This is a genomic window from Pseudomonas sp. Emmai, assembly GCF_055179735.1.
Genome location: NZ_CM143685.1, coordinates 3,861,144 through 3,879,226, shown reverse-complemented (window position 1 = coordinate 3,879,226; position 18,083 = coordinate 3,861,144). Strand labels below are relative to the sequence as shown.

Sequence of the window (18,083 nt, the reverse complement as noted above, 5' to 3'; positions counted from 1 at the left end):
GATCCCTGTAGGAGCGAGGCTTGCCCGCGAAGGCGTCCATATAGTCGCCACATCTTTCACTCCGTTTGCGGCAGCAACTGCACCCCAAGGTACAACGCCAGCATCCCGTCCAGCCGCAACGGATCAACCCCACTCAACTCGGCAATCCTTTCCATGCGATAACGCAGACTGTTGCGATGAATCCCCAACGCATCCGCACACGCCTGGCTTTGCCCATCGTGGTCGCACCAGCAACGCAGGGTCGCCAGCAATTGACCGTTATTGTCCTTGGCGATGACTTTGCGCAACGGCTTGAGCAACTCGTCCAGCGCGTCGTCGTTGCGATGCCGCCAGAGCATCACTGGCAGCCGATAACGGTTCAGCCTCAGCAACCGCGAGCGCGGCAACACATCGCGTCCATAGGCCAGCAGATCACCGACCCGGCGATAGCAGCGGCGCAACCCCGGCAACCCATCGGCCTGCCCGCCCACGGCGATGCGCAAAATGTTCCAGCCCAGGCCATCGAGTTTTTCCAGCAACCGTTCATGCTCGATCGCCTGGCTCGCCGGCCGGCACCACAGCAGCGAGGACTTGGCGGAGCTGACACACCAACTGTCGGGATAACGGCTGATCAGCCAGGCGCTGAGGGCTTCGACGGTCTGCCCCGGCCCGTGTTCCAGGCCCAACTCGAACAGATACGGCACCCGCGATAGCTGCGGCTTGAGGCCCAATTGTTGCGCCTCATCCACCAGACGCGGCGAATCCCCCGCGTCGGTCAACAACAAGGCGAGCAAATCATCGCAACGCTGGCGTCGCCATTGCTGTTCCGCCTGCTGATTGCGCTGGCCCACCAGCATCTCGGCGGTCATGCGCACCAGCTCGGCGTAGGTGCGCAACTGCTCGGGTTCGCCGGTGATGCCGAGCACGCCGATCAGCCGTTGATCGAGCAACAACGGCAGGTTGATCCCCGGCTGCACGCCTTTGAGGTGAATCGCGGTTTGCGCGTCGATCTCCACCACGCGCCCGTTGGCCAGCACCAGTTGCGCGCCTTCGTGGCGGGTGTTGATCCGCTCGGGCTCGCCGCTGCCGAGGATCAGCCCCTGGCTGTCCATGACGTTGACGTTGTACGGCAGGATGGCCATGGCCCGGTCGACGATGTCCTGGGCCAGGTCGTGATCGAGTTCAAACATTGGGCAGATCCTTGAAAGCGTGGAGGGACGGGTTGTTCACCCGCACAGGCCTTGTGGGCAAACCCTGTGCTCAGGCACAAAGACAACCACCCAAGCGGTGGCCGAGACTCACAGGGCGATCAACGTTACCCTTTGCATCGCAAAAAATCATAATAAAGAGAGAGCCCGCCATGTCACAGAGCGCAGCCGTTACCCAGACCATTGCTGACGAAAAAAACGCCGTCTACAAACGCATTACCCTTCGATTGATCCCCTTCATCTTCATCTGCTACTTGTTCAACTACCTCGACCGGGTCAACGTTGGATTCGCCAAGCTGCAGATGCTCGACGCCCTGAAATTCAGTGAAACCGTGTACGGCCTCGGCGCCGGGATCTTCTTTATCGGCTACGTATTGTGTGGCGTACCGAGCAACCTGGCCCTGACCAAATTCGGCCCACGGCGCTGGATTGCGCTGATGATGATTGTCTGGGGTTCGCTCTCGACCTGCCTGCTGTTCGTCACCACGCCCACCGAGTTCTACACCTTGCGTCTGTTCACCGGCGCGGCCGAAGCCGGGTTCTTCCCGGGCGTGGTGCTCTATCTCTCGCAGTGGTTCCCGACCTTCCGCCGTGGTCGCATCATGGCGCTGTTCATGTCGGCGATCCCGGTGTCCGGCCTGCTCGGCAGCCCGTTTTCCGGCTGGATCCTCAATCACTTCGGCGCTGGCCAGGCGGGTTTGGCCGGCTGGCAGTGGATGTTTTTACTGCAAGGGATCCCAACTGTAATCCTCGGCGCCCTCGCCTACTTCCTGCTCAGCGACAGTTACGCCAATGCCAAGTGGCTGACGCCGTTCGAGCGTTCGGTACTGGAAGCGGACCACGCGCAAGACCTGGCCAACAAGCCGAAAACCACCACCGATTCGCTGCTGGCGGTGTTCAAGAACCCGGCGATCTGGGCGTTCGGCTTGATCTATTTCTGCATCCAGAGCGGTGTTTATGCGATCAACTTCTGGCTGCCGTCGATCATCAAGAACCTGGGATTCAGCGATAACCTGGTGATTGGCTGGTTGAGTGCGATTCCCTACCTGCTGGCGGCGATGTTCATGTTGCTGGTCGGTCGTTCGGCGGACTTGCGCAAAGAGCGGCGCTGGCATTTGGTGGTGCCGATGTTGATGGGCGCGGTCGGTCTGCTGATCGCGGTGAACTTCGCCACGACGCCGGCGATTGCGATTCTTGGTTTAACCATCGCGACCATGGGCGCCCTCACCGGCCTGCCGATGTTCTGGCCAGTGCCGACCGCGCTGCTGAGTGCCGGTGCGGCGGCGGGCGGTTTGGCGTTGATCAACTCCATGGGCCAAATGGCCGGTTTCCTCAGCCCGTATCTGGTGGGTTGGGTCAAGGACAGCACCGGGTCGACCGATGCGGCGTTGTATCTGCTGGCGGGCGTGATTGTCTGCGGCAGTGTGCTGGCGTTGCGGATGACGCGTACGTTGAAGGTTTAACGAGCAAGCAAGGTGCTTTTGTGGCGAGGGAGCTTGCTCCCGCTCGAGTGCGCAGCACTCGCAAAATCGTGAATATTTGCAGAATTTGGGGCTGCTACGCAGCCCAGCGGGAGCAAGCTCCCTCGCCACAATGGCCGTTTATTGCCCCTGGCCAAAATGGAGTTGTGTCGATAAATCCGGTTGCTCCCGGCCACCGTTCTGGTATTTGATTGACGCCTTTCCATCGGCAAAAGGATTTCGTCATGAGTTACCGCACGTTGGGTCATTCGGGTCTGCAAGTCTCTACGTTGACCCTGGGCACCATGATGTTCGGCGAACAGACCAGCACCGAAGATTCCCTGCGGATCATCGACAAGGCCTGGGACCAGGGCATCAACTTCATCGACACCGCGGACGTCTATACCGGCGGCCGCTCCGAAGAGATCGTCGGTGAGGCGATTGCCGGCAACCGTCACGAATGGGTGCTCGCCACCAAGGTCGGTTTCGGCCCGGTGGACGGCGTGCCGAACCGCAGCGGCCTCAGTCGCAAGCACATTTTCAACGGCATCGATGCCAGCCTGACCCGCCTGGGCACCGACTATGTCGACATCTATTACCTGCACCGCGAAGACCACAACACGCCGCTCGAAGTGACGATCTCGGCCATCGGCGACCTGATCCGCCAAGGCAAGATCCGCTATTGGGGCCTGTCCAACTACCGTGGCTGGCGCATCGCCGAAGTCATTCGCGTGGCCGACAAGCTTGGCGTCGACCGGCCGGTGATCAGCCAGCCGTTGTACAACATCGTCAATCGCCAGGCTGAAACCGAACAGATCACCGCCGCCCACGCCTATGGCCTCGGCGTGGTGCCTTACAGCCCATTGGCGCGCGGCGTGCTCAGCGGCAAATACGCACCGGACGTCACGCCGGACGCCAACAGCCGCGCCGGGCGCCAAGACAAACGCATCCTCGAAACCGAATGGCGCGTCGAGTCGCTGCGCATCGCCCAGCAGATCCAGCAATACACCCAGGGCCGTGGCGTGGGCATCGTCGAATTCGCCATTGCCTGGGTGATCAATAACAGCGCCGTCACCTCCGCCATCGTCGGGCCGCGCACCGAGGAACAGTGGGACGCCTACACCAAGGCGCAGACGGTGAAGATCACGGCGGAAGATGAGGCGTTCATTGACTCGCTGGTGACACCGGGCCACTCCTCGACACCGGGCTTCAATGACGTGAGCCATTTCGTCTCGGGCCGTAAACCCCGCAACAGCTGACACACACCCTGTGGGAACGAAGCTTGCTCGCGAAGACGTCTTGATATCCAACATCGATGTTGGCTGGAAATCCGCTTTCGCGAGCAAGCTTCGCTCCTACAAGGGAACTGTGGCGTTCGCCAAATCCCGGTTTGATCGTTCCCACGCAGAGCGTGGGAACGATCATCTGTGAACGATCTTGATCAATCAGACAATGTTCTAAGCTAAAACCACGTATCCTCCGCCCCCCGTTTCACGTTCAACCCCGCGAGGACAGTTTGTCTAAAGGTATCGCTTTATCGGTCACAGCCTCGGTGCTGTTTGCCGTCATGTATTACTACACCTCGCTGCTCACGCCCTTGAGCGGCGTAGAAATCTTCGGCTGGCGGATGCTGCTGACCGTGCCCTGCATGACAGTGTTCATGCTGGTGTCCGGTGAATGGCGGCGCTCGCTCGACATCCTCAAGCGCCTGGGCGGTAAACCCAAGTTGTTCGCCGGTCTGGTCGTCTCGGCGACGCTACTTGGCCTGCAACTCTGGCTGTTCATGTGGGCACCGCTTAACGGCTACAGCCTCGACGTGTCGCTGGGCTATTTCCTGTTGCCGCTGGCGATGGTGCTGACCGGGCGCATCGCTTATGGCGAGCGTTTGTCCTACTTGCAAAAAGTCGCCGTGTTTTTCGCCTCCCTCGGCGTGCTCAACGAGTTGTATCAGGTCGGCGGTTTCTCCTGGGCGACGCTGCTGGTGGTCGTCGGTTATCCCTTGTACTTCGTGTTGCGCAAATGGCTGACCACCGACAACCTCGGCGGTTTGTGGCTGGACATGACCTTGATGCTGCCGGTGGCGTTCTGGTTCGTCTGGGGCGGTGAACAGGGTTTCGTCGTGTTCGATCAATACCCATGGCTATCGCTGCTGATCCCTGTACTCGGGTTGATCAGTGCTTCGGCGCTGGTGGTGTACATCATCGCCAGCCGCTTGTTGCCGTTCAGCCTGTTCGGCTTGCTGAGCTATGTCGAGCCGGTGCTGTTGCTGGGGGTGGCGTTGCTGTTGGGGGAAAGTATCAAGCCAGGGGAATGGCTGACCTACATTCCGATCTGGCTGGCGGTGGTGGTGTTGGTGTTTGAAGGGTTCAAGCATCTGGTCCGGCAGCGCCGCAAGCCTATGTAAATAATGTAGGAGCGAGGCTTGCCCGCGAAGGCGTCCTTGAAGGCGCCAAAAAGCTTCGCGGGCAAGCCTCGCTCCTACAGGGGGATGTATCAGCCAAAGAAAAGCCCGGCCAGCATTGCTGCTGACCGGGCTTTTTTACATCTGCGGTGGCTTACTCGGTGGACAGTACGCCACGACGAACCTGATCGCGCTCGATCGATTCGAACAACGCCTTGAAGTTACCCTCGCCGAAACCATCGTCGCCTTTACGCTGGATGAATTCGAAGAACACCGGGCCCATCAGGGTTTCCGAGAAGATCTGCAGCAGCAGGCGGCGGTCGCCCGACTCGGACGAGCCGTCCAGCAAAATCCCGCGCGATTGCAGTTGATCAACCGGCTCGCCATGGTTCGGCAAACGGCCTTCGAGCATTTCGTAATAGGTTTCCGGTGGCGCGGTCATGAAGCGCATGCCGATTTTCTTCAGGCGATCCCAGGTGTCGATCAGGTTATCGCTGAGGAACGCGACGTGCTGGATGCCTTCGCCATTGAACTGCATCAGGAACTCTTCGATCTGCCCGGCGCCCTTGGACGATTCTTCGTTCAACGGGATGCGGATCATGCCATCCGGCGCGGTCATGGCCTTGGAAGTCAGGCCGGTGTATTCGCCCTTGATGTCGAAGTAACGGATTTCGCGGAAGTTGAACAGCTTCTCGTAGAAGTTGGCCCAGTAGGCCATACGCCCGCGATACACGTTGTGGGTCAGGTGATCGATAATCTTCAGGCCCGCCCCTTCCGGATTGCGGTCCACGCCGTCGATGAACACAAAGTCGATGTCGTAGATCGAGCTGCCTTCGCCGAAACGGTCGATCAGGTACAGCGGCGCACCGCCGATGCCTTTGATCGCCGGCAGGTTCAGTTCCATCGGGCCGGTTTCGATATGAATCGGCTGGGCGCCGAGTTCCAGGGCACGGGCAAACGCTTGTTGGGCGTTCTTGACGCGAAACGCCATGCCGCACACCGACGGACCATGCTCGGCCGCGAAGTACGAAGCGACGCTGTGGGGTTCGTTGTTGAGGATCAGGTTGATCTGGCCCTGGCGATACAGGTGCACGTCTTTGGAACGGTGGGTCGCGACCTTGGTGAAGCCCATGATCTCGAAGATCGGCTCCAGGGTGTTCGGGGTCGGCGATGCGAACTCAATGAATTCAAAGCCCATCAGGCCCATTGGGTTTTCGTATAAATCTGCCATGGTTGGCGCCTCATCATCATTTTTAGAATTAACGGATCGTTAGTTGCTAGCAATGCTGAGACTGGCGGGCGGCGCGCAGGAGATGCCGCGCACGCTGCGGGCGAGGAAGTCACCGTAGATCAGTTGAAACCCAAAACTCTTCATTGTCGACCCAAGGCTCTTGCGGGCGAGGCTTCTGGTGTCAGAAGTCGTTTATTATTGTATGCGTAACCCGATTCTACACAGCGTAAAACGGTTTGTCCGCCTTCTGTATCAAATCCCCTTTTTCACAGGCGGCGCAAGCGGTTTGTTGCACAGGTAAATCCCCGCCAGGATCAGCCCGCCGCCCAGGCCCATCGGCAAGGTCAGTTGTTCGCCCAACAGCAATGCGCCCAGGATGACGGCGGTCAACGGATTCAAGGCAATGAACACGCCGGAACGGGTCGCGCCGATTTTGCGAATGCCGTCGTAATAGCCGATGTAGGCCAGCGCCGAGCCGAGTACGCCCAGGTACATCAGGCTCAGCCATTGTTGCGGCCCCAGGCGGATGAGCGCCTCGACACTCAACTCGCCGCGCACCGCACTGGTGAGCCAAAGCATCGCCGTGCCCAACAGGATCGAATAGGTCACCGTTTGCACCGGCCCCAGCGTTTGATTCAAGCCCTTGGAAAACAACGAGTAGACCCCCCAACTCAGCACGCAGCCGAAGATCAGCAGATCGCCAATCCACGCGTCGGCATTAGCCGCCAGCAGTTGCGGGTTGCGGCTGACAATCACCAGCCCTGCTCCGGCGATGCAGATCGCAATCCCTGCCACTTTCGCCCGCTTCAGGCGTTCCTTGAATAACAGCCAGGATGCCAGGCCAATCACCGCTGGATTCAACGCCACGATCAACGACGCCCGTGAGGCGTTGATGTAATGCAGCCCGTAAAAGAAGCACAGGTTGTAGAAGAAGATCCCGAAGAACCCCAGCATCGCCAATTGCAGCCACTGCCTGGCGCTGGGCCGCACCAGCGGCATCCGGGCCAGTAGCACAAACAGCAACAACGCCACGCTGGCCAGCAAAAACCGCAGGCTCGCGGCAAACAACGGGCTGAGGCTGTCGGCGAGGAAACGCCCGGCCACGAAAGTCCCGCCCCAGATCATGGTCACTGCCGCCAGCTTCAGATACACCGGCACGTCCGACGGTTTCGTCCAGTTTTGCTCATAGCTACTCATAGGTCACCCGAAGCACAGATGCCGTATGATCCGGCTAATACCTGATCATCGTAAAATGAGTAAACACTCATGACCCTGACCCAACTGGAAATCTTCTCCCTGGTGGCCGAACTGCACGGCTTCACCGCCGCCGCCAATCGCCTGGGCATCTCGCAATCGGCGGTGTCCCATGCGCTCAAGGCCCTGGAACAGGAACTGGGTGTCGAGTTGCTGCGCCGGCATCAGTCCCAGGTCGAACTCAGCGACATCGGCCAGCAACTGTTGCTGCGCGCCCGGGCCATGCTCGGGTTGGCCAACACCCTGCGCCAGGAAGCCGCCGATGCTCGTGGTATGAAACGCGGCACGTTGCGCATCGGTTCGTTCGGCCCGACGTCATCGATCAAGTTACTGCCGCTGATCTTGCAGCATTACCGCGCAGCGCATCCCGGCATCGAAGTGCACGTCGATGAAGGCCCGGATCGCCAGGTGATTCAGTGGCTTGAAGAGCGGCGCATCGACATTGGTTTCGTGGTATTGCCCGAGGACCGTTTCGACACGTTTGCGCTGATGGAGGACCAGATGGTCGCGCTGCTGCCCGCCGATCATCCGCTGACGGCGCGCAAAAGCTTGAGTTTGAGCGACTTGTGCCATGACCCCTTCGTGTTGACCGAGGCCGGTTCTTCGGAGCTGGTGTCCCGGCTGTTCAGCGCCGCCAGGCTGACGCCGAACATCCGTTACCGCTGCTCACAGTTGCTCAGCACCCTCGACACCGTGGGCCGTGGCGATGCACTGACTGTCGTCGCCGAAAGCTCATTGCCGCAGGACGCCGATCGCCGCTACGTGAAACGTCCGCTGTCGCCACCGGTCAGGCGCCAGGTCGGATTGGCGGTGTTGGACCAGCGTCAGTCTTCGCCGGCGACTCTGGCTTTTATTTCGCTGGCATCCGGCCTGAGCCAAAGCGCGAACGGCCATCTATCCTCCTAGTTTCATCGCCACAGGTTTCGCAGATGCCACTAACCGTCAAATCCCGCCGCAAGCGCAGCACCCGGATTGCTGTGACCGTGTTGAGCGGGGTGCTCCCGGTTCTGCTGGGCTTCGCCATCCTTTATATGCAAGCCGGGCGCGCGTTGCAGCAAAGCACCGAACAAACCGCCGATGAAGCCTTGCGCCAATTCAATCTGATGCTCGACAACACTGCCGAGGCCGCGCGGGTGTTGCTGCCCCTGGCTGGCAATAGTTGCAACGACGCCACACTGGCGCTGCGTGAACAGGTGACCCGCCGCCCCTTCGTGCGCTCGACGAATCTGGTGTACGACAACAACCTTTATTGCAGTTCGTTGTTCGGCGAACATCAGGAGAAGGTCAACCCCGGCGACTACACCCAAGGCCAGTTGTGGTTGATGAATGGCAACCCGGTCACGCCCAACACCGCGCTGCTGGTCTATCGCCTCAGTGATGAAAACAAGGGCGCGCTGACCACCCTCGACGGTTACCACTTGAGTAACGTGCTGCGGTTGATCGGCCGCCAGACGTCGCTGTTGCTGCAAGTGGGCAATCACTGGTTGGCCGCCGACGGCAAAGTCCGGGACGGCGCCCTGCCCGTCTTGCCGGTGGCGCAAAGCGTGCGGGTTTCCAAGCAGTATGCGTTTACCGTGGCCGCCGGTTTTCCCGAGGGTGGGACCTGGCGTTACATGAGCAGCGAGTACCCGCCGCTGTTCAGCCTGCTGATCTTTTTTGGCGTGGTGTCGGGCTCGATCGGGCACATCCTGCAAAAGCGTGCTTCGTCGCCGAGTGTTGAGTTGCAGCGCGCACTGGAGGCCGGTGAGTTCATTCCGTATTTTCAACCGGTGGTGCATGGCGACACTAAAAAATGGAGCGGCGCCGAGGTGCTGATGCGCTGGAGTCATCCCAAGGAAGGTTTGGTGCGGCCGGATCTGTTTATCCCGTTTGCCGAACACTCGGGGTTGATCGTACCCATGACCCGTTCATTGATGCAGCAGACCGCCGCACTGCTGGCACCGATATCGGCCTCCTTCGACAGCCCGTTTCATATTGGCATCAACATTACCGCCAGCCATTGCCAGGACCTGGAACTGGTGGAGGATTGCCGAACGTTTCTCGGTGCTTTTGCGCCGGATAGCATCAGCCTGGTGCTGGAGCTGACCGAGCGCGAACTGATCGAACCGACGGCCCTGACTCATCAGTTGTTCGAGCAACTTCACGGGTTGGGCGTGATGATCGCGATCGATGATTTCGGCACCGGCCATTCAAGTCTGGGGTACTTGCGCCAATTCAACGTGGACTTCCTGAAAATCGATCAGAGCTTCGTCGCCATGATCGGTGCCGATGCGCTTTCCCGGCATATTCTGGACAGCATCATCGAACTCTCGGCCAAGCTGGACCTGGGAATTGTTGCCGAAGGTGTGGAAACCCAAGAGCAAAGCGATTACCTGACAGCGCACAACGTGAACTTCCTGCAAGGCTACCTGTTCGGTCGGCCAATGCCCGGCGCGGACTTCATTAATGCATTAAGTCACCATTAACTGGCTGGGTAAATAACAAAATGTTGCACCAAATTGAATCAAAAGACTGCTGTTGTTACATGAAGAAAAAGACAGGATTTACTCTTGGACGATTAACTACTACAATTTTTCTTGCCTGCGCAAGATTGGCAGGTGAGCCATTATCACCGAGTCGCTTCAAGGCTCTTGGCTTATAGCTTTGTTTGCGGTTGGTATCAGCCAAACACACTATTGGAGTAAAGATATTGTCCAGACTCGCTGAATTTCGTGCAGCTGAAAAGGCCCTTCAAGAGCAGCTCAAGCAGCTCGAATCCTTGAAGAACGATGCCGGGCTCAAGAAAGAAATCGAATTCGAAGAAAAGCTCCAGGGGCTGATGAAAACTTACGGCAAAAGCCTGCGCGACATCATCGCCATTCTCGATCCGAACCCGGCTAAATCGGGCCTGCAACAGGCCGCAGCGCCTAAAACCCGTCGCGCCCGCGTCGTCAAGGTCTATCACAACCCGCACACCGGTGAACTGATTGAAACCAAGGGCGGTAACCACCGCGGCCTGAAAGCCTGGAAAGAACAGTACGGCGCTGCTACCGTCGATTCCTGGTTGCGCGGCTAACCCTTCGCGGCAACAAAAAAAGCCCTGCTAATGCAGGGTTTTTTTATGGACAATATCTAACAAATACAACGATTGACCGCCGATCAAGTTGGAAACTCCTTGTAAAGGAGGCTGCCACCTGAACCGACGCTCGGTACTTGGCGGGCAACTTTGTGTTTAATCCCTTTGGGTAAGTAAAACCCGAGCTTGCCGAAACCCATCGCCGCTCAATTCTTCATCTAAAGTTTCAAGCTGTTGCGGGCAGCCGCTATTTCGTCCTGACTTGCCTTATAAACCTCGGCCTGTCCCGCGTAGGAAAGAACATAGGCCCTGTCCGCCTCCACAGCCGCGACCAATGTTTGAGACAGCACGTGTCGACCGTTCTGAGTGACCGTACAAGTGGTTTCAAGGGCTGACAGCCGGCTTAATGTCGTCGGGTGAATCCGGTTGCAGACACTTTGATATCCCCCCTGAAAAAAGTCTTTTTGCACCGACTTGCGCATTTCCAGCAACACACCCTGCAAGTTCACCTGATGGTCGCTTTCCACTGGCGTCATCGTCAGCTCCATCACCAGCACCTGGTTGCCATCGGCGTCGTTTTTCACTGCGCGCTGGCGGGACACCTGCGGCGCGGCCTCATTTGCAGCAATGACTTCCACCTCCCAGCCACTGGGCCAGGTAATGCTCGGGGTATCGGCCTGCGCCGCCGTGGCCAGCGCCAACAAACCCATGAAAACGAATAGCGATGCAAACGGTCGGATCATTACGAGAGGCACTCATAGATTGAACCACAAAGTCTGAGCCTCACCCGGCCGCCAGGCAATAGCCGGGCGTTTTGGTTTGGCGATGCCGGGTCGCTTGCGTATCATTGCGACCATCGCCAGCCCCACATATTTTCCGGAGGGCCCATGAGCCTGCACGAATTGAACAACTTTCCCGGCGTCACTGCCCAGCCTGACAGCAGCACCCAGAAGTTCGTCTTCAACCACACCATGCTGCGAGTCAAGGACATCACCAAGTCCCTGGATTTCTACACGCGCATCCTCGGTTTCTCGCTGGTTGAAAAGCGCGATTTCCCGGAAGCCGAATTCAGTCTGTACTTCCTGGCGCTGGTCGACAAAAACCAGATCCCGGCCGATGCCGCGGCGCGTACCGAGTGGATGAAGTCGATCCCCGGCATTCTGGAACTGACCCACAACCACGGCACCGAAAACGATCCGGCGTTTGCCTACCACAACGGCAACACCGACCCGCGGGGCTTCGGTCATATCTGTATTTCCGTGCCGGACATCCGCGCCGCGTGCGAGCGATTCGAAGCGCTGGGCTGTGATTTCCAGAAGCGTTTGAACGATGGCCGCATGAAGAGCCTGGCGTTTATCAAGGACCCGGATGCTTACTGGGTCGAGATCATTCAGCCGGCACCGATGTAAAAATACACCACCGCCGATCGTTCCCACGCTGCGCGGTAACGATCAGCATCAAGCACAAAAACCCCATGATCGCTCATGGGGTTTTGTGTTTTCAGCGTTGGCGTTTAAGCCGGGGCCGAGGTCCGGATCAGGTGGTCGAATGCGCTCAGGGATGCCTTGGCACCCTCGCCCACCGCAATCACGATCTGCTTGTACGGCACGGTGGTGACGTCGCCAGCGGCGAACACACCCGGCAATGAAGTTTCACCGCGCGCATCGACAATGATCTCGCCACGAGGCGTCAGCTCGACGGTGCCTTTGAGCCAATCGGTGTTAGGCAACAGACCGATTTGCACGAAGATCCCTTCCAGCTCGACCGTGTTGAACTCACCCGAATCACGATCCTTGTAGACCAGACCGGTCACCTTCTGCCCATCGCCTTTCACTTCGCTGGTCAACGCGCTGGTGATGACAGTGACATTCGACAGGCTGTACAACTTGCGCTGCAATACGGCATCGGCGCGCAACTTGCTGTCGAATTCCAGCAACGTAACGTGGCTGACGATACCGGCCAGGTCGATGGCCGCTTCAACGCCGGAGTTACCGCCGCCGATCACCGCCACGCGCTTGCCCTTGAACAGCGGGCCGTCGCAGTGCGGGCAGAAGCACACGCCCTTGGCTTTATATTCCTGCTCGCCCGGCACACCCATTTCGCGCCAGCGGGCGCCGGTAGCAAGGATCAGTGCCTTGGTTTTCAGGCTGGCACCGCTTTCAAAGCGAACTTCGTGCAACTCGCCGACATTCTTCGCCGGGATCAGCGCGGTTGCGCGTTGCAGGTTCATGATGTCAACGTCGTACTGCTTGACGTGTTCTTCCAAGGCGCTGGCCAGTTTCGGCCCTTCGGTTTCCTGCACGGAGATGAAGTTTTCGATAGCCATGGTGTCCAGCACCTGCCCACCAAAACGCTCAGCGGCCACACCGGTGCGGATGCCTTTACGAGCCGCGTAGATCGCCGCCGAAGCACCGGCCGGGCCACCGCCGACGATCAACACATCAAAGGCTTCTTTGGCGCTGATCTTCTCGGCCTGGCGTTCGGCACCGCTGGTGTCGATCTTGGCGAGGATTTCTTCCAGGCCCATGCGGCCTTGGCCGAAGAGTTCGCCGTTCAGGTAGATGCTCGGCACGGCCATGATCTTGCGGTCATCGACTTCAGCCTGGAACAACGCGCCGTCAATGGCGACGTGGCGAATGTTAGGGTTCAGGACCGCCATCAGGTTCAGCGCCTGAACCACGTCCGGGCAGTTCTGGCAGGACAGCGAGAAGTACGTCTCGAAGCTGAACTGGCCTTTGAGCGAGCGGATCTGCTCGATCACTTCAACGCTGGCTTTCGAAGGGTGGCCGCCGACTTGCAGCAAGGCCAGCACCAACGAAGTGAATTCGTGGCCCATGGGAATGCCGGCGAAACGCAGGCTGATGTCGGCACCCGGGCGGTTGATCGAGAACGATGGCTTGCGTGCATCATCACCGTTGTCGAGCAAGGTAATTTGGTTGGAAAGACTGGTAACGTCTTTCAGCAGTTCAAGCATTTCCTGGGATTTCGCACCGTCGTCGAGGGAGGCAACGATCTCGATCGGTTGGGTGACCCGTTCCAGGTACGATTTCAACTGGGCTTTAAGATTGGCGTCCAACATACGGGCGATTTCCTTTACTTTATTTGAGGCGAAAAAAAAACGCCCGAGCGAATCTCGCCCGGGCGTTTTTATTGGGCGGTTGCAGCTTACTGAGGTGCGGAAACCCGCCCTGATATTGCTGGTGTCACAGACTTAGATCTTGCCGACCAGGTCCAGGGACGGAGCCAGGGTGGCTTCGCCTTCTTTCCACTTGGCTGGGCACACTTCGCCCGGGTGAGCAGCGACGTACTGAGCAGCCTTGATTTTGCGCAGCAGCTCGGAAGCGTCACGGCCAACACCGCCGTCGTTCAGTTCAACAATTTTGATCTGGCCTTCAGGGTTGATCACGAAGGTGCCACGGTCAGCCAGGCCAACTTCTTCGATCAGCACGTCGAAGTTGCGGGAGATGGCGTGGGTCGGGTCGCCGATCATGGTGTATTCGATTTTGCCGATGGCTGGCGAAGTGTTGTGCCAGGCAGCGTGTGCAAAGTGGGTATCGGTGGAAACGCTGTAGATCTCGACGCCCAGTTTCTGGAACGCGCTGTAGTTGTCAGCCAGGTCTTCCAGTTCGGTTGGGCAAACGAAGGTGAAGTCGGCTGGGTAGAAGAACACGACCGACCATTTGCCTTTCAGGTCAGCGTCAGACACTTGTACGAAGTCGCCATTTTTGTAAGCGGTAGCTTTGAACGGTTTTACTTGGCTGTTGATGATAGGCATCGGTGACTCTCCGTCAGGGTTGAAAAGTTTGGTTAAGAAGTTGATGGGGTGAATCCTACCCACTCGATGGACGGATGGCTCATTGGCAAAGCTCATGCTGCTCATTGGTTTTCGCTATTAGAGCTACGTATTAATAGAAGAAAACTTACTGAGCAGCGCCAATGGCCTTTTCCTCGAGGGGCGTCATCCCGAGAAACGGGCTCGCTTCAACATAGCGCATGGCGGATTTCATATCCTTCCAGCCCACGTAACTCATCAACGACTTCAAGTCCCAACCACTCTGATGGGCCCATGTTGCAAAACCGCGACGCAAGGAGTGACTGGTGTACTGCTCGGCCGGGATACCGGCACGCTCCAGCGCCTGGCGCAGCAGCGGAATGACGCTGTTGGCGTGCAAGCCCTCCTCGCTCAGATGCCCCCAACGGTCGATGCCGCGGAACACCGGCCCGCGAACCAATGCCGCTTCGGTAATCCAGGCGATGTAGGCCTGCACCGGGCATAAGCGCTGCAATGCGGGCGTCTGATAGGTCTTGCCGAGGTTTTCGCGGTCACTTTTGCTACGGGGCAAATAGAGCGTTATCCCCGATTGAGCGATGGCCTTCACGTGCTCGATCTGCAAGCGGCACAACTCATCGCTACGAAAGCCGCGCCAGAATCCCAGCAGGATCAGCGCTGTGTCACGTCGCGCCCTCAATAATCCCGGCTGATCACCCGCAGCCCGGGCGGTTTGCGCTTCCTGCTCAAGCCAGGCCACCACTTGCTCCAAATGCTGAAGTTGCAACGGCTCAGCCTGCTTCTCCTGCGCCGGGTGCAACGCGCGAATCCCCTTGAACACCTGGCGCACCACCGGCGCTTTGGTCGGATCGGCAAAACCCTGACTGTTGTGCCATTGCGCCAACGCCGACAGGCGCAGCTTCAAGGTGTTGATCGAGAGCACGCCCGCATGCGCGACCAGATAGCGCGCAACGCTATCGCTGGTCGCCGGCAAAAACCCTCCCCAACTGACTTCGAAGTGCTCGATGGCCGCCCGGTAGCTGCGACGGGTGTTGTCGCGAGTGGCGGCTTGCAGGTAGCGATCCAGATCGGTCATGGGCTCAGTTCTCGAAAACGTACCGCTTTAGCGGGTGTAAACCGCGTTTATGACGTATCACACGGGGTAATACCAGTATATCCCGTGTTAAAAACGTAAAGTATTTAACTTTTATTTGGCAGTGGTACACTGTGTAATTAATAATATGTACCACAGTACGAAATCGTAGGAGAACTCATGGCTCGTGGCGGCGTAAATAAAGCGGTCGTACAAGCGGCACGGTTGGCGATCCTCGCCCGTGGCGAAAACCCCAGCATCGATGCGGTACGGATCGAGATGGGCAATACCGGCTCGAAAACCACGATTCATCGCTATTTGAAGGAGCTAGATGGCGGCCCGGCACGCGTCGAAGAAACGGCCGAACCGATTGATGATGAGCTGGCAGGCTTGGTGGCGCGCCTGGCACAACGCCTCAAGGAGCAGGCGCAAGAGCCCATCGATCAGGCGCGTGAGCAGTTCGATCGCCAGCGCAAGGAGCTGGAATCTCAGCTCGAAGAAGCCCGTGAGGCCAACACCGAACTGCATCAACAATACGAGATTCAAAGCCTGGCACTGACACAGGAGTCCGACACACTGCTGGAAACCCGCTCGATGCTGCAGACCGAGCTAACCCGCAACGCCGGGCTGAACCAGGCACTGTCAGATTTCGAATTGCGCTTGAAGGACAAGGATGAGCAGATCCGCTCCCTTGAAGAAAAGCACCTGCACGCCCGGGATGCCCTTGAGCACTACCGCAACTCGGTCAAGGAACAGCGCGATCAGGATCAGCGCCGCCACGAAGGCCAGGTACAACAGATTCAGATGGAATTGCGCCAAGCCCAGCAAAGCGCCCTAGTCCGCCAGGATGAAATCACCCAATTGCACCGCGACAATGAACGTCTGCTGACTGAAAACCGTGGGACGCTGCGGGAATTGAGCCTGTTACAGGAGCAGCTCAAGCAGGCCAACACTCGCCAGGATCAGTTGCTGGAGCAAGCCAATCGCGTCGACAGCGAACGCACCCTCCTCCAGGAACGCCTGCGCATTGCGTTACTGGAAAGCCAGGCGCTCAAGCAGAACGTCGACGAGCAGTCGCAGGTCAATCAGTCATTGGAAATCGAATTGGCGAAGACCCAGGCCAGCCTGGATGAAAGCGTGCGCCTGGCGGCCGTCGTTGCAACCGCGCCAGACGCCGCGCAGGACGATTAACCCGCGACAGGTGTGCGCATGGTGACGAACTCTTCAGCGGCCGTCGGGTGCACGCCGATGGTGTCGTCGAAATCGCGCTTGGTCGCGCCGGCCTTCAAGGCAATCGCCAGGCCTTGGACGATTTCCCCGGCATCCGGACCGACCATGTGGCAACCCAGGACCTTGTCGGTCTTGGCATCCACCACCAGCTTCATCAGCGTGCGTTCCTGGCATTCAGTCAGGGTCAGCTTCATCGGCCGGAAACGGCTTTCGTAGATCACCACTTCGTGCCCGGCTTCCCGGGCCTCTTCTTCGCTCAGGCCGACGGTGCCGATGTTCGGCAAGCTGAACACGGCAGTCGGGATCATCTTGTAATCCACCGGACGATATTGCTCAGGCTTGAACAAACGCCGGGCAACGGCCATGCCCTCGGCCAGCGCCACCGGCGTCAGCTGGACGCGGCCGATCACATCACCCAAGGCGAGGATCGATGGTTCGGCGGTCTGGTACTGCTCATCAACTTCAACGAAACCTTTCTTGTCGAGTTTGACGCCGGTGTTTTCCAGACCCAGGTTGTCCAGCATCGGACGTCGCCCAGTAGCATAGAAAATACAATCGGCTTGCAGTTCGCGGCCATCCTTGAGGGTGGCTTTCAGACTGCCATCGGCCAGTTTCTCGATACGCTCGATGTCCGCGTTGAATTGGAGATCCATGCCGCGCTTGGTCAGCTCTTCCTGCAAGTGTTTGCGCACCGCGCCATCGAAGCCGCGCAGGAACAGATCGCCGCGATACAGCAACGTGGTCTCGGCGCCCAGGCCATGGAAGATCCCGGCGAATTCCACCGCGATGTAACCACCACCGACCACCAGAACGCGTTTCGGCAACTCCTTGAGGAAGAAGGCCTGGTTGGAGCTGATGGCGTGTTCGTGCCCCGGAATTTCTGGGATCTGCGGCCAACCGCCGGTAGCAATCAGAATATTTTTGGCGCTGTGGCGTTGGCCATTGATCTCGACCGTGTGCGGGTCGACGATCTTGGCGTGGCCTTCATGCAGGGTCACGCCGCTGTTGACCAGCAGGTTGCGATAAATGCCGTTCAGGCGATTGATCTCGCGGTCCTTGTTGGCGATCAGCGTCGCCCAATCGAACTTCGCCTCACCCAGAGTCCAGCCGAAACCGGAAGACTGTTCGAAGTCTTCGGCGAAGTGGGCCCCGTAGACCAGCAGTTTTTTCGGCACGCAACCGACGTTCACGCACGTACCGCCCAGATAGCGGCTTTCGGCCACGGCCACTTTCGCGCCAAAACCGGCCGCAAATCGCGCAGCCCGCACACCGCCGGAACCGGCGCCAATCACATAAAGGTCAAAATCGTAGGCCATTTCTATCTCCTCGGCAGGCCATCAGCATACCCGCAGACGCCCATTGGGCAAGCGCTGCGAACAATATGGGGCCGGAAAACGAAAAAA

At 58.6% G+C, this 18,083-nt stretch carries 16 protein-coding genes; 8 read left to right on the top strand and 8 right to left on the bottom strand.

The features are described 5' to 3' along the window. Nucleotides 1–56: 56 nt before the first annotated feature. Nucleotides 57–1,169 carry a sugar diacid recognition domain-containing protein gene (locus ACY4LX_RS17970; RefSeq protein ID WP_149661739.1) on the bottom strand — a complete coding sequence of 371 codons (1,113 nt, stop codon included), beginning with the start codon at nucleotides 1,167–1,169 and terminating at the stop codon, nucleotides 57–59. Nucleotides 1,170–1,339: 170 nt separating this feature from the next. Between ACY4LX_RS17970 and ACY4LX_RS17965 the strand changes: the two genes are divergently transcribed. From ACY4LX_RS17965 to rarD, 3 genes are all read left to right on the top strand, one after another. Further along, nucleotides 1,340–2,650 carry an MFS transporter gene (locus ACY4LX_RS17965; protein ID WP_463257300.1) on the top strand — a complete coding sequence of 437 codons (1,311 nt, stop codon included), beginning with the start codon at nucleotides 1,340–1,342 and terminating at the stop codon, nucleotides 2,648–2,650. Nucleotides 2,651–2,892: 242 nt separating this feature from the next. Continuing rightward, complete coding sequence (locus ACY4LX_RS17960; protein ID WP_149661736.1) at nucleotides 2,893–3,906, top strand: aldo/keto reductase; 1,014 nt, start codon at nucleotides 2,893–2,895, stop codon at nucleotides 3,904–3,906. A gap of 257 nt (nucleotides 3,907–4,163) precedes the next feature. Further along, the gene (gene rarD / locus ACY4LX_RS17955; protein ID WP_463257299.1) at nucleotides 4,164–5,051 is read left to right on the top strand and encodes an EamA family transporter RarD; all 888 of its coding nucleotides are present in this window, start codon (nucleotides 4,164–4,166) and stop codon (nucleotides 5,049–5,051) included. Nucleotides 5,052–5,202: 151 nt separating this feature from the next. Here the strand turns inward: rarD and hppD are convergent, their stop codons facing one another. Both hppD and ACY4LX_RS17945 read right to left on the bottom strand, forming a co-directional pair. Further along, on the bottom strand, nucleotides 5,203–6,279 hold the full coding sequence (hppD, locus tag ACY4LX_RS17950; protein ID WP_463257298.1) for a 4-hydroxyphenylpyruvate dioxygenase: 1,077 nt from the start codon (nucleotides 6,277–6,279) through the stop codon (nucleotides 5,203–5,205). Between the two features lie 252 nt (nucleotides 6,280–6,531). Next, nucleotides 6,532–7,476 carry a DMT family transporter gene (locus ACY4LX_RS17945; RefSeq protein ID WP_463257297.1) on the bottom strand — a complete coding sequence of 315 codons (945 nt, stop codon included), beginning with the start codon at nucleotides 7,474–7,476 and terminating at the stop codon, nucleotides 6,532–6,534. 69 nt (nucleotides 7,477–7,545) lie between these two features. Here ACY4LX_RS17945 and ACY4LX_RS17940 point away from each other — a divergent pair, with 69 nt between their 5' ends. The 3 genes from ACY4LX_RS17940 (at nucleotide 7,546) to ACY4LX_RS17930 (ending at nucleotide 10,588) form a co-directional block, all read left to right on the top strand. Then, a complete protein-coding gene (locus ACY4LX_RS17940) occupies nucleotides 7,546–8,439 on the top strand; it encodes a LysR family transcriptional regulator (protein ID WP_463257296.1) in 894 nt (297 codons plus the stop codon). Nucleotides 8,440–8,462: 23 nt separating this feature from the next. Beyond that, entirely contained in the window at nucleotides 8,463–9,998 is a 1,536-nt protein-coding gene (locus ACY4LX_RS17935; protein WP_463257295.1) for an EAL domain-containing protein, read from the top strand. A gap of 224 nt (nucleotides 9,999–10,222) precedes the next feature. Further along, nucleotides 10,223–10,588: a histone-like nucleoid-structuring protein, MvaT/MvaU family gene (locus ACY4LX_RS17930; RefSeq protein ID WP_123408041.1), complete on the top strand. Its 366-nt coding sequence runs from the start codon at nucleotides 10,223–10,225 to the stop codon at nucleotides 10,586–10,588. A gap of 218 nt (nucleotides 10,589–10,806) precedes the next feature. Here ACY4LX_RS17930 and ACY4LX_RS17925 read toward each other — a convergent pair whose 3' ends face one another. After that, the gene (locus ACY4LX_RS17925; RefSeq protein ID WP_463257294.1) at nucleotides 10,807–11,331 is read right to left on the bottom strand and encodes a DUF4946 domain-containing protein; all 525 of its coding nucleotides are present in this window, start codon (nucleotides 11,329–11,331) and stop codon (nucleotides 10,807–10,809) included. A gap of 144 nt (nucleotides 11,332–11,475) precedes the next feature. Here ACY4LX_RS17925 and gloA point away from each other — a divergent pair, with 144 nt between their 5' ends. Further along, nucleotides 11,476–11,997, top strand: coding sequence for a lactoylglutathione lyase (gene gloA, locus ACY4LX_RS17920; RefSeq protein ID WP_463257293.1), 522 nt, complete (start codon nucleotides 11,476–11,478; stop codon nucleotides 11,995–11,997). Nucleotides 11,998–12,101: 104 nt separating this feature from the next. Here gloA and ahpF read toward each other — a convergent pair whose 3' ends face one another. From ahpF to ACY4LX_RS17905, 3 genes are all read right to left on the bottom strand, one after another. Further along, nucleotides 12,102–13,667 (bottom strand): alkyl hydroperoxide reductase subunit F, encoded by a 1,566-nt coding sequence (ahpF, locus tag ACY4LX_RS17915; RefSeq protein ID WP_463257292.1) that lies wholly within the window; start codon nucleotides 13,665–13,667, stop codon nucleotides 12,102–12,104. A gap of 132 nt (nucleotides 13,668–13,799) precedes the next feature. Further along, complete coding sequence (gene ahpC / locus ACY4LX_RS17910; protein ID WP_149661727.1) at nucleotides 13,800–14,363, bottom strand: alkyl hydroperoxide reductase subunit C; 564 nt, start codon at nucleotides 14,361–14,363, stop codon at nucleotides 13,800–13,802. Nucleotides 14,364–14,508: 145 nt separating this feature from the next. After that, nucleotides 14,509–15,453, bottom strand: coding sequence for a site-specific integrase (locus ACY4LX_RS17905; RefSeq protein ID WP_149661726.1), 945 nt, complete (start codon nucleotides 15,451–15,453; stop codon nucleotides 14,509–14,511). Between the two features lie 177 nt (nucleotides 15,454–15,630). On the opposite strand from ACY4LX_RS17905, the gene ACY4LX_RS17900 reads away from it, so the two are divergent. Beyond that, nucleotides 15,631–16,641, top strand: coding sequence for a DNA-binding protein (locus ACY4LX_RS17900; RefSeq protein WP_463257291.1), 1,011 nt, complete (start codon nucleotides 15,631–15,633; stop codon nucleotides 16,639–16,641). Here the strand turns inward: ACY4LX_RS17900 and gorA are convergent. Beyond that, entirely contained in the window at nucleotides 16,638–17,996 is a 1,359-nt protein-coding gene (gene gorA, locus ACY4LX_RS17895; protein ID WP_463257290.1) for a glutathione-disulfide reductase, read from the bottom strand. The two genes, ACY4LX_RS17900 and gorA, sit on opposite strands and share 4 nt — an antisense overlap. Between the last annotated feature and the right edge of the window lie 87 nt (nucleotides 17,997–18,083).